This window comes from Promicromonospora sp. NPDC050249 (assembly GCF_040656015.1).
In the GTDB taxonomy this organism is placed as follows: Bacteria; Actinomycetota; Actinomycetes; order Actinomycetales; family Cellulomonadaceae; genus Promicromonospora.
Window position 1 is genome coordinate 26,947 of record NZ_JBFAKY010000004.1, and the last position, 11,876, is coordinate 38,822.

8 protein-coding genes are annotated in these 11,876 nt (G+C 73.0%); 7 read left to right on the forward strand and 1 reads right to left on the reverse strand.

Annotated elements, in window-relative coordinates; all coding sequences use genetic code 11:
- Position 1 precedes the first annotated feature (1 nt).
- Together AB0I32_RS04190 and AB0I32_RS04195 are read left to right on the forward strand one after the other, a co-directional pair.
- Positions 2–2,314, forward strand: coding sequence for a molybdopterin oxidoreductase family protein (locus tag AB0I32_RS04190; RefSeq protein WP_357503190.1), 2,313 nt, complete (start codon positions 2–4; stop codon positions 2,312–2,314).
- Positions 2,311–3,972, forward strand: a complete 1,662-nt coding sequence (locus AB0I32_RS04195) for an FAD-dependent oxidoreductase (protein ID WP_357503192.1) — start codon at positions 2,311–2,313, stop codon at positions 3,970–3,972. The genes AB0I32_RS04190 and AB0I32_RS04195 overlap by 4 nt, the downstream gene beginning before the upstream one ends.
- Positions 3,973–4,070: 98 nt before the next feature.
- Here the strand turns inward: AB0I32_RS04195 and AB0I32_RS04200 are convergent, their stop codons facing one another.
- On the reverse strand, positions 4,071–4,748 hold the full coding sequence (locus tag AB0I32_RS04200) for a methyltransferase domain-containing protein (RefSeq protein ID WP_357503194.1): 678 nt from the start codon (positions 4,746–4,748) through the stop codon (positions 4,071–4,073).
- 190 nt (positions 4,749–4,938) lie between these two features.
- Here AB0I32_RS04200 and nirB point away from each other — a divergent pair, with 190 nt between their 5' ends.
- From nirB to AB0I32_RS04225, 5 genes are all read left to right on the forward strand, one after another.
- Positions 4,939–7,533, forward strand: coding sequence for a nitrite reductase large subunit NirB (gene nirB, locus AB0I32_RS04205; protein WP_357503196.1), 2,595 nt, complete (start codon positions 4,939–4,941; stop codon positions 7,531–7,533).
- The gene (locus AB0I32_RS04210; RefSeq protein ID WP_357503198.1) at positions 7,530–7,964 is read left to right on the forward strand and encodes a nitrite reductase (NAD(P)H) small subunit family protein; all 435 of its coding nucleotides are present in this window, start codon (positions 7,530–7,532) and stop codon (positions 7,962–7,964) included. Before nirB ends, AB0I32_RS04210 begins: the two co-directional genes overlap by 4 nt.
- The gene (cobA, locus tag AB0I32_RS04215; protein ID WP_357503200.1) at positions 7,961–8,767 is read left to right on the forward strand and encodes a uroporphyrinogen-III C-methyltransferase; all 807 of its coding nucleotides are present in this window, start codon (positions 7,961–7,963) and stop codon (positions 8,765–8,767) included. The genes AB0I32_RS04210 and cobA overlap by 4 nt, the downstream gene beginning before the upstream one ends.
- 52 nt (positions 8,768–8,819) lie before the next feature.
- A complete protein-coding gene (locus tag AB0I32_RS04220) occupies positions 8,820–9,911 on the forward strand; it encodes a uroporphyrinogen-III synthase (protein ID WP_357503515.1) in 1,092 nt (363 codons plus the stop codon).
- Positions 9,912–10,047: 136 nt separating this feature from the next.
- Complete coding sequence (locus tag AB0I32_RS04225) at positions 10,048–11,856, forward strand: SigE family RNA polymerase sigma factor (protein WP_357503202.1); 1,809 nt, start codon at positions 10,048–10,050, stop codon at positions 11,854–11,856.
- The last annotated feature ends 20 nt before the right edge of the window (positions 11,857–11,876 follow it).

Below are 11,876 nucleotides of genomic sequence, written 5' to 3' on the forward strand. Positions count from 1 at the left end.
CATGCTTGCTTCCCCCGGAACCGCCGTCGACTCACACTGCCCCTACTGCGCGCTGCAGTGCGGGATGTCGCTGACGCGGCCCCGCACGGACGTGACGGCCGCACCAGAGGTGCAGCCCCGCGACTTCCCCACGAACCGGGGCGGGCTGTGCCAGAAGGGGTGGACGTCGGCTGCGGTGCTCGGGGTCTCGGACCGGCTCGTCACCCCGCTGGTCCGGGGCGAGTCCGGCGAGCTGGAGCCGGTGAGCTGGGACGCGGCGCTCGACCTGGTCGCGTCCCGGCTCGCCGGCCTGGCCGCCGAGCACGGCCCGGAGTCCGTAGCGGTCTTCGGCGGCGGCGGGCTGACCAACGAGAAGGCGTACGCGCTCGGCAAGTTCGCGCGGACCGTGCTGCGCACGCCGAACATCGACTACAACGGCCGGTTCTGCATGGCCTCTGCGGCGGCCGGGATGAACCGGTCCTTCGGCGTCGACCGTGGGCTGCCGTTCCCGCTGGCCGACCTCGGGGGCGCGCAGGCGGTGCTGCTCCTGGGCTCCAACCTCGCCGAGACCATGCCGCCGGCCGTGCAGCACCTCGCCGGGGCGCGGGCGGCGGGCGGGCTCGTCGTCGTCGACCCGCGGCGGTCGGCGACGGCCCGGCTGACGGGCGACCCCTCGACCGGACAGCCGGCAGAGGGCGTGCACCTCGCGCCGGTGCCGGGCACGGACCTCGCGGTCCTGCTCGGTCTCCTGCACGTGGTGCTCGCGGAAGGTCTCGCCGACCGCGCGTACCTCGAGCAGCGCACCACCGGGTTCGACGACGTCGCCCGGTCGGTCGCCGGCTGGTGGCCGGAGCGGGTCGAGTCGGTCTCCGGTGTACCCGCCGACGAGCTCCGGCGCGTGGCCCGGCTGCTGGCCGCGGCCGCACCGGTCCACGGCGGCGCCGGTGCGTACGTGCTGACCGGCCGCGGCGTCGAGCAGTCGACGCAGGGCACCGCGACCGTCACGGCGTCGATCAACCTTGCGCTCGCGCTCGGACTGCCGGGCCGGGTCGGTTCCGGCTACGGCGCCATCACCGGGCAGGGCAACGGGCAGGGCGGCCGCGAGCACGGGCAGAAGGCCGACCAGCTCCCGGGCTACCGCAAGATCGACGACCCGGCGGCACGTGAGCACGTCGCCGCCGTCTGGGGCGTCGACCCGGAGACGCTGCCCGGGCCCGGCCTCCCGGCGGTGCAGCTGCTCAGGTCCCTCGGAACGCCGACGGGCCCGCGCGCGATGCTCGTGCACGGCTCCAACCTCGTGGTCAGCGCCCCCAACGCGAACCGCGTCATCGACCGCCTGAAGAGCCTCGACCTCCTCGTCGTCTGCGACTTCGTCCCGAGCGAGACGGCGCTGCTGGCCGACGTCGTGCTGCCGGTGACGCAGTGGGCGGAGGAGGAGGGCACCATGACGTCGCTCGAGGGCCGGGTCATCCGCCGTCGCGCCGTCGTGACGCCGCCGGGCGAGGCCCGCTCGGAGCTGTGGATCCTCGCCGAGCTGGCGCGCCGGCTGGGCGCGCCCGAGGACCTCGCCTTCCCGACCGACCCGGCGGTGGTGTTCGACGAGCTGGCCAGGGCCTCCGCCGGCGGCCCCGCCGACTACTCCGGGCTGTCCCACGCACGGCTCGACGCCGACGAGGCGTCCGGCGGCCCGGGCCTGTTCTGGCCGGTCCCCGCGGTCCGTTCCGAGCCGTCGGACCCGCAGGTCGCCGGAGCGGCGCCCGGCACGGATCAGCACCCGGGCACGCCTCGGCTCTTCGCCGACCGGTTCGCCACGCCCGACGGGCGGGCGCGCATGGTCGCCGTCGACCACGTCGGGCCGAGCGACGAGGTACGGCCCGGCGCGCCGTTCTACCTGGTCACCGGCCGGGTGCTGCAGCACTACCAGTCGGGCGCGCAGACACACCGCGTCGCGGAGCTGGAGCGCCTCGTGGCCGAGCCGTACGTCGAGCTGCACCCGGTGCTGGGCTTCCGCATCGGCGTGCCCGACGGCGCCCGCGTGCGCCTCACCAGCTCCCGCGGCCAGGTCGAGGCCACCGCACGCTGGACCGACGCGGTCCGCCCCGACACCGTCTTCATGCCGTTCCACTGGAGCGGCATCGGATCCGTCAACCAGGTCACCACCGATGCGACCGACCCGATCTCCGGCATGCCGGAGTTCAAGGTCTGCGCCGTGGACGTCTCGGTGGCCCCGGACGAGCCTGTCACCCCGTTGGTCGAGCCTGCCGAGACCCTGGCGACACCGGGTCCCGACAAGGTCGGCCGGCGGGGTCCCATACAGAAGGAGCTCTCGACATGAACCTACGTGTCCCCGTGAAGGTCGTGGTGGTGGGCTTCGGGATGGTCGGCTCGCGGCTCGTCGACGAGCTGCTCCGCCGCGAGCCCGAGGCATTCGACATCACAGTGCTCGGCTCCGAGCCGTACGAGCCGTACAACCGGGTGCTGCTCAGCGACGTGGTGGCTGGCCGTACCGACGTCGCCGCCATCACCATGCCCCTGCCCGACGGCGCCAGGGTCAGCGTCCTGCGGGGCGTCACCGCGACCTCGATCGACCGCGAGTCACAGGTGGTGACCGCCGACGACGGCTCGACGCACCCGTACGACCACGTGGTGCTCGCGACCGGCGCGGCGGCCCGCATCCCGCCGATCCCGGGCCTGCGCACGGCCGACGGCGGCCTGCCCGCCGGCGTGCATGCGCTGCGCACCCTCGACGACGCCCGCGAGATCGTCGCCGCCACCGTCAACTCGCCGCGTGCGGTGGTGGTCGGCGGCGGTGTGCTGGGGCTCGAGGCCGCCGTGGGGCTCGCGGGCCGCGGGCTCAGCGTGACCCTTGTCCACAACGTGCAGTCGCTCATGGAGCGTCAGCTCGACCCGGAGGCCGCCGACGTCGTCCGGTCCGGACTGGAGGGGCAGGGCGTCACGGTACTGCCGAACTGCCTGTCCAGCGAGGTGCTCGTCGCGGGCGGCCGGGCGGTGGGGATCCGCGTCAAGGACAACGCGGACCGGGCCGGCGACGGGGGCTCGGGCCCGCGCGACGAGGTGGTCGCCGCCCGGCTCATCATCTTCTCCGTCGGCACCATCCCCGAGACCGGCCTCGCCGCGGCGGCGGGGCTGTCGACGGACCGGGGCATCGTCGTCGGCTACGACCTCGCCAGCCCTGACGACCCGCGCGTGCACGCGATCGGCGACTGCGCGCAGCCGCCGAACGGTTCGCGCGGGCTCGTCGCCGAGGGCTGGGACCAGGCGCGTCGTCTGGCGGAGACCCTGGTCTCCCTGGTCGAGCCGGTCAACGCGCCGGTCGAGCCCGTCGAGAACGAGACCCCTGCCGAGACCGTCCACCTCCGCCTGCCCCACGACGGGGCCCAGCCCAGCATGGCCGTACGGCTGGGCGCCTTGCTGGCGGGCGGCGCGTCCCGCGCGCAGTCGGACCGGGGCATCGACACGCGGGGGACCGATGTCGTGAAGGTCAAGGCCGGTGCGCTCAGCGTCACCACGATGGGCGTCTGCGGGCCGTCGCGCCCGAACGGCCTGACGCAGCGGGCGGTCCGCCTGGCCGACCCGAGGGCGGGCCGGTACATCGAGGTGGTGGTGTCCGACGGGATCCTCGTGGGCGCCACCTGCGTGGGCGATCCGCGGGTCGCGGCCGACCTCACCGCCGCCTACACACGCCGCACGCCGGTCCCGATGGACCCCGCGTTCCTCCTGCTGACGCCGGTGATGCAGACGGCGGCTCCGGCGTCGTCCCCCGAGCACATGCCGGACGACGCGGTGGTGTGCCGGTGCAACGGCGTGACCAAGGGCGATATCGCGGAGTCGTGCGGGTCGGGTGCGCACACGGTCGAGGAGGTCGTGCGCGAGACCCGGGCGACCACGGGCTGCGGGTCCTGCAAGGACGCGGTGTGCGGGCTGGTCGACTGGCTCAAGGAGAGCAAGGAGGCGGTCCCGGAGCCGGCGTGAGCCGAACCCCGAACCCGCGGATCAAAAGTCCGCTGCTGCCCAGTGATTGGGCCCAGAACTCACGATGGGTACGGGCCCGATCGCTGGGTGGACCCGGGCTACGTCGGCCGGGTCCACTCCAGCGTGTAGCGGAAGAAAAGGCGACGCCGGATACGTGCACCCAGCAGCACCCGGCGCGCGACCCGGGAGAGCTCCGCGAACGTCTCGGCGGCGTCGCGCACCGGCATCGCGGGGCCGCCGTCGTCCACAGGCTCCGTGACCGGCTGTGGATGCTTGGCCATCCCGACCAGCGGGTTGAGCAACGAGGACGCGACCTCCCAGACGAGGTCGGTCACCGAGTCGGGCCGCACCAGGCCGACGACGAGCAGCCGGCCCCCGGGTTCGAGCAGCTCGGACGCGTGCCGCAGAGCGACCTCCAACGGCATGTGGTGCAGCACAGCGATCATCGTGATCGCGTCGAACGCGCCGTCGACCTCCTCGAACCGGGCGTGGCGCACGCTCACCGTGGGATCGCCGGCGAACCGCTCGGTCGAGACGGCGGCCATGGCCGCGTCGGCGTCCACGCCCAGCACCTCGTCAAAGCGTCCCCGCAGCCGGCTCAGCAGGAGGCCGGCGCCGCAGCCGACGTCGAGCGCCCGCCGCCGTCGGGCCGGGAGCCGCCGCAGGATCCAGCCGTGGAAATGGTCGTTGTGGCTCCACGGATGCCGCTGGTTGACCCGGTGCAGCCAGCGGCCGCCCGCGCGCACCAGCGGGTTGGGCACGGTCCGGATGTCCATGCCGCCCCACGTTAGCGGCGCGAGACGTGGAACAGGCAAGACCCGTCAATCCAAGTTTCGCCGAAACTTGGATGAGTGAGCCCTCTGCGTGCGGCACTCACCGGCTCCCTCACAGCCCTGTGAGGAAGATGTTCGGCCCGGGTAACGACCGGCGCACCAGCGCGAAAAACCAGCACTCTACGGTCAAGTCATGGTCAACTCGGGCAATACTCAGCACCTCGTCGTGATCGGCGGCGGCATGGTCGCGCAGCGGCTCGTCGAGGCCCTGCGCGCCCGGGACGACGCCGGTCGCTACCACGTCACCGTCTTCGCGGAAGAGCCCCGCGTTCCCTACGACCGGGTGGGCCTGACCCGCTGGTTCGAGGACGGCGCAGAGGGCGTGGCCCTGGGCGACCCGGCCCTGTGGGCGGACCCCTACGTCACCCTGCACACCGACCGCAAGATCGACTCCATCGACCGCGAGGCCAAGACGGTTACCGACCGCCTCGGCAACGTCCACACGTACGACGAGCTGGTGCTCGCCACCGGCTCCAGCGCCGCGATGCCGCCCATCCCGGGCAACGACCTGCCGGGCGTCTTCGTGTACCGCACCATCGACGACGTCGCCGCGCTGCGGGGCTGGGTGGAGCAGAAGCGCAAGAGCTACCCCGAGGGCAAGCCGGTCCGCGGTGCCGTGATCGGCGGCGGCCTGCTCGGCCTGGAGGCAGCCGGCGCGCTCACCGCGCTGGACGCACAGGCCACCGTCATCGAGTTCGGCACCCACCTGATGGGTGTGCAGGTCGACCTCGGTGGCGGTCAGGCGCTCAAGCGCCTCATCAACGGCAAGGGCATCGGCGTGCGCGCCGAGACCGCGACCAGCCAGATGAAGCCGCACCGCCGTACCGGCCACGTGGGCCGGCTCGACTTCGCCGACGGCGGCCGGCTCGACGTCGACGTCGTGGTGGTCGCCACCGGCGTTCGCCCCCGGGACGAGCTCGCCCGCGCCGCGGGCCTGCCGATCGGCGAGCGCGGCGGCGCCGTCGTCGACCTCTCGTGCCGCACCGAGGACCCGCACATCTGGGCCGTGGGCGAGGTGGCCTGCATCGAGGGCCGCTGCATCGGCCTCGTCGCGCCCGGCAACACGATGGCCGAGGTGGTCGTGGACCGGCTGCTCGGCGGGCTCGCCGAGTTCCCCGGCGCGGACACCGCGACCAAGCTCAAGCTCTCGGGGGTCGACGTCGCCTCGTTCGGTGACGCGCACGCCCGCACCGAGGACGCCGTCGAGGTCGTCTGGGCCGACCCGGTGGCCGGCGTCTACAAGAAGCTCGTCCTGTCCGACGACGCGCGCACCCTCCTGGGCGGCGTCTTCGTGGGCGACGCCGGACCGTACGCCAGCCTGCGCCCGATGCTCGGCGCCGAGCTGCCCGGCGACGACCCGAGTGCGTTCCTCCTCCCCGAGGGTGGCGGCGGCGCTCCGAACCTGGAGCTGCCCGACGAGGCGAACGTCTGCTCCTGCAACAACGTCTCCGCCGGCGCGATCCGCGGTGCGGTCACCGAGCACCAGTGCACCGACGTCCCGGGCGTGAAGGCGTGCACCCGGGCCGGCACGACCTGCGGCGCCTGCCTGCCGCTGGTGAAGAAGCTCGTCGACACCGAGCTGGAGCGCGCGGGCATCGAGGTCAGCACCGCGCTGTGCGAGCACTTCGACATGTCCCGCGCCCAGCTGTTCGACGCCGTCCGGGTCGCCGACCTGCACTCGTTCAGCGACATCGTCGCCCGGTTCGGGCAGCCGGACAGCCGCGGCTGCGACATCTGCAAGCCGGTCGTCGCGTCGATCCTGGCGAGCCTGGGCAACGGCCACATCCTGTCCGGCGAGCAGTCCACGCTGCAGGACACCAACGACCACATGCTGGCCAACCTGCAGAAGGACGGCACGTACTCGGTGGTCCCGCGGATGCCCGGGGGTGAGGTGACCCCCGAGGGCCTGATCGTCGTCGGCCAGGTCGCCAAGGACTTCGGGCTGTACACGAAGATCACGGGTGGCCAGCGCATCGACATGTTCGGCGCCCGCGTCGAGCAGCTGCCTGACATCTGGCGCCGCCTCGTCGACGCCGGCTTCGAGTCGGGCCACGCGTACGGCAAGTCGCTGCGTACCGTGAAGTCGTGCGTCGGGTCGACCTGGTGCCGCTACGGCGTCCAGGACTCCGTGGGCATGGCCGTCGAGCTGGAGCTGCGCTACCGCGGCCTGCGCTCGCCGCACAAGCTCAAGATGGGCGTGTCCGGCTGCGCGCGCGAGTGCGCCGAGGCGCGCGGCAAGGACGTGGGCGTCATCGCCACGGACAAGGGCTGGAACATCTACGTGGGCGGCAACGGCGGCCAGACGCCGCGGCACGCGAAGCTGCTCGCCGAGGACCTGACGTCCGAGGAGCTCCTGCGCACCATCGACCGGTTCCTCATGTACTACGTCCGCACGGCCGACCGGCTGCAGCGCACCGCGCCGTGGATCGAGGAGGTCGAGGGCGGCCTGGAGGGTGTCCGCGAGGTCATCATGGAGGACTCGCTGGGCATCTGCGCCGACCTGGACTCCGCCATGGCCCGCCACGTCGAGAACTACGAGGACGAGTGGAAGGCCGTGCTCGAGGACCCGGAGAAGCTGCGCCGGTTCTCGTCGTTCGTCAACGCCCCCAAGGACGCCGACCCGTCGCTCGCCTACGTCGAGGAGCGCGGCCAGCGCCGCCCCGCGACGGCGGAGGAGCGCGCGTCCGGCGTCGTCATCGCGGGCCCGAAGCTGGAGGTACGAGCATGAGCTCCGACGACGTGTCAGAAGCACAGGTATCCGGTACGACCCTGGTGTCCGACGCCCCGGTCCGCTGGGAGCGGGCCTGCCTGCTCACCGACCTCTTTCCCGAGCGCGGCGCGGCAGCGCTCTTCGGTGACGTGCAGGTGGCGCTCTTCCGCCTCGCGGAGGACCCGGCGGACCCGGCGCAGGGCGGGCGGGTGTACGCCGTCCAGAACCTCGACCCGTTCTCCGCGGCGCACGTGATGTCGCGCGGGATCGTCGGTACGCGGGCCGGCGTGCCCACCGTGGCCGCCCCGGTCTACAAGCAGGTGTTCTCCCTGGTCACCGGCGAGTGCCTGGTCGCGGCGGACAAGACCCCCAAGGGAGACCTGCCGCCGGACCTCACGACCTACCCGGTAGAGATCCGCGACGGCGTGGTCCACGTGGGCCTCCCGTGACAGCCGCTTCGACGAAGGGCCGGGTAACGCTCGTCGGGGGCGGGCCCGGAGCCGTGGACCTCCTGACCCTGCGGGCGTGGCGCGCGCTGCAGTCGGCGGACGTCGTGGTCGCGGACCGGCTGGGTCCCGTCGAGATCCTCGCCGAGCTCCCGCCGCACGTCCGCGTGGTCGACGTCGGCAAGGAGCCCGGCCGGCATCCCGTGCCGCAGGAACGCATCAACGAGATCCTCGTGGAACATGCGCTGGCGGGCGCACACGTGGTGCGGCTCAAGGGCGGCGACCCGTTCGTACTGGGCAGGGGCGGCGAGGAGGTTGTCGCCTGCGTGACGGCCGGTGTCCCCGTCGAGGTGGTGCCCGGCGTGACGTCCGCCGTCGCCGTGCCCGGCCTTGCCGGTATCCCGCTCACCCACCGTGGGGTCACCACGGGCTTTCACGTGGTCTCCGGCCACTGCGCCGCCGGGTCGGACGGCGCGTCCGAACGGTCCGGACCGCTCGACGACGCGGCAGTGGCCTGCGTGCGGGATGCCACGGCTACTCTTGTCGTACTGATGGGGGTGCGGTCCCTCGGCGCGATAGTGGCGCAGTCCCTGGCCGCAGGCGCGGATCCCGCAACCCCGGTGGCGATCGTGGAGAACGGTTCCACCGCGGAGCAGCGTGTCACCCGGGCGCGCCTCGACGAGGCGGTCGGTGTGGCAGCGGTTCGCGGGGTGCGGTCACCCGCGGTCGTCGTCATAGGCCACGTGGCAGCAGAAGGTCTCCTGGAGGGTACGAGTGAGCGACGTCTGGCAGGTGCCGGTGTCTGATGTCGTAGCGCCCGCGCACGCGCAGGCGACCCACCCGACGCTGGGCCAGGTCATGGCCGGCGCGACGGTCCTCGTCACCGCCGAACGCCGGGCCGCAGAGCTCGCGGCGGCCCTGGAGCGGCGCGGCGCCACGATCCGGCACGCGCCGGCGCTGAGCATGATCCCGCACGTCGACGACGAGACCCTGATCGGTGCGACCCGCGCGATCATCTCCGCCCCGCCGGACGTCCTGGTGGTCACCACCGGGATCGGCTTCCGCGCCTGGATCGAGGCCGCCGACGCGCACGGGCTCGCCGAGCCGCTCCTCGAGCTGCTCGCCAGGACCCGGATCGTCGCGCGCGGTCCCAAGGCTCGCGGCGCCATCCAGGCCGCCGGCCTGCAGGCGGACTGGGTCGCCGAGTCCGAGACGTCCGCCGAGGTGGCGGAGGTGCTGCTCAGCGAGGGTGTGCAGGGTCTGCGGATCGCCATCCAGCACCACGGCGCGGGCGCCGACGGCCTGGACGAGGTGTTCGAGAAGGCGGGCGCGCAGGTCGCCAGCCTCGTGGTCTACCGGTGGGGACCGGCGCCCGATCCGGCGGCGCTGCGCGCCTCGGTGCATGCGCTGGCCGACGGCGAGATCGACGCCGTCGTCTTCACCTCTGCCCCCGGCGCCGAGGCCTGGCTCCGGACCGTCGAGGAGGAGCGGCTGCTCGATCGGGTACGCGCCCGGTTCGTCGAGGGCGGGACCGTGGCGGCCGCCGTCGGGCCGATCACGGCGCAGCCGCTGGAGAGCCGGGGGATAGTGCCCCTGCAGCCCGAGCGCGGGCGGCTCGGGGCGCTCGTCCGGGCGCTGGTGGGTCACTACGAGCACATCGAGTCCGTCGCCCTGGCCACCGTCGCCGGGTCGCTGGTGATCCGGGCGCGCGTCGCGGTGCTGGACGGAAAGGTGCTGCCCCTGTCGCCGACAGGCGTTGCGGTGCTGCGGCTGCTCGCCGCGGCCGAGGGTGACGTCGTGCCGCGTGAGCAGGTGCTCGCCGCGCTGCCGGGCGACTCGCAGGACACGCATGCCGCCGAGGTCGCGATCGCGCGCCTCCGCGAGGCGGCGGGTCGCCGTGACCTGATCCGCACGGTGGTCAAGCGCGGCTACCGCATCGAGCTGGCCTGACGCCCCCTTAGGCCTCGAAGGGGGCGCGGCGCGTCCCGTCGGCCACGTTGGGGAATCATCGGTTCCGTCGACGTACGGGCTCAACGGTTCCCTGCCTCCGTCCGTTACTGGCAGCGGAACGAGAGGAGCGTCGGACATGGCGCAGTGGGAGGCGGAGCTCACCGAGCTCGTGATGCGGCGCAGCGGTGCGCTGGTGGGTTACGCGTACTCGCTGACCCGGGACAAGGCGCAGGCCGAGGACCTGGTGCAGGACGCTCTGGTCAAGGTCTACTCCCGGCTCCGCCGGCCGTCGTCCGGTGGTGCGACGCGGCTCGACCTCGACCGGCCGGAGACGTCCAACCCCGAGGGGTACGTCCGGCGGGCGATCCTGACGATCTACCTGGACGGGTACCGCCGGAGGAGCGCCTGGTCCGGCTTCAAGCACCTCCTGGCCGACGACACCGACGCCCCAGGGGCGGACCGGGTCGCCACGGCCCGGGTCGACGTCGGTGTTGCGCTGAAGCGGCTCTCGCCCCGGCAGCGCGAGACGGTGGTCATGCGCTTCTTCGACGACCTGACCGTGCCGCAGATCGCCGCGGCGCTCGGCACGACCCAGGGCACCGTCAAGCGCCACCTGTTCGACGCGACGGCGGTGCTCCGCGAGGCCCTGGCCGAGGTCTCGGTGCCGGCCATGGACACGGACCTGGACGAGCGGGTGGACACGGTGGCGGGTGCGGTGCGCCGCCGTCGGACCGCGAAGGTCGGTGCCCTGGCAGGGGCGACGATGGTCCTGGCCGTTGCGCTCGCCTGGAGCGCCTACGCGATCAAGCCGTTCATCCGGTCGGAGCCGCTGCCGGCGGACGACCAGGTCGAGTACACGCAGGGGCACGTGCCGGGCAACTGGCCACGCGAAGCGGGCGTGTACTGCGGCATGCCGGTCGAGGAGTTCGACGCGCTCGACGCCGGCACCTTCGACGTCGAGATCGCCGGTGACCTCACGACCGAAGCTCGGGGTGAGACCAGCTCCTGGGCGCTCCCGGTGACGGTCGAGGGAGCGGTACCCGCAGACGTGTCGGACCCTTCGTACTTCATCACCAGCCCGGTGATCGTGTGGGCACATGACGGGCGCATCGTCGATCTCACCACCGCCTGGTCCGAGGCCGATCCGGACATCTCACGAATCCTGTCCGAGCAGGGTTCCTGGAGCGGCTCGGCGCTCGCCGGCAGTTCGTCGGCCTGCCGTGCCGACACCCTTCAGGACGGCGGCTTCCCTGAGCGGTACGACAACGTGCGCCCCGGTGCCCGCTACGAGCTGCGTGTGGTGCTGGACGGCGTCAGCGGCAGCGGGGCGGAGGCCGGCGACGTTGCCCTTCACATCAGCGACCCGATCACCGTGGACCTGGAGTCGGGCGTACCCCCGGCGCCGACCTTCGCCGCGCCGGCGGACGACTGCAGCGGTGCGGCCTACGTCGGCCAGGACATGCAGGCGCCCAACCTGGAGGAGCCGGTGCAGGCCGTCGCCAACCAGCTGCTCGAGGCGGTCACCACCTGCGACGAGAACCGGCTCGCCGAGCTCGGCGGGGGGACGTCCATGGTGCCCTTCCCGGAGCCCGGCTCGCCGAACGTGAACGACGTGTTCGCGCTCCCCGAGGCCGACGGCCGGGCGCCTTACGGCACGGTCGCCCGGCTCCTGACCGAGACCCGGCCGGTACGGATCAACAGCAAGGAGTGGACCTGGCCGCGTGTGGCCCAGATCCACAGGTGGGGCGATGACGACGCGGCCTGGCAGGAGGCGATCGATGCCGGAGCGATCACCCCGGAGCAGGCTGCCGAGGACCGGGAAGCCGGCAGGTACACGGGCTGGCGGCTCCACATCAGCGCCATGTACAGCCCCCGCTGGGAGTCCTTCTACGAGGGGGACGACGACTTCTGCCGACGCCCGGAAGCCCCCGCCGACTGTGTCTAGCCGCGTCCGGACCACCCGGC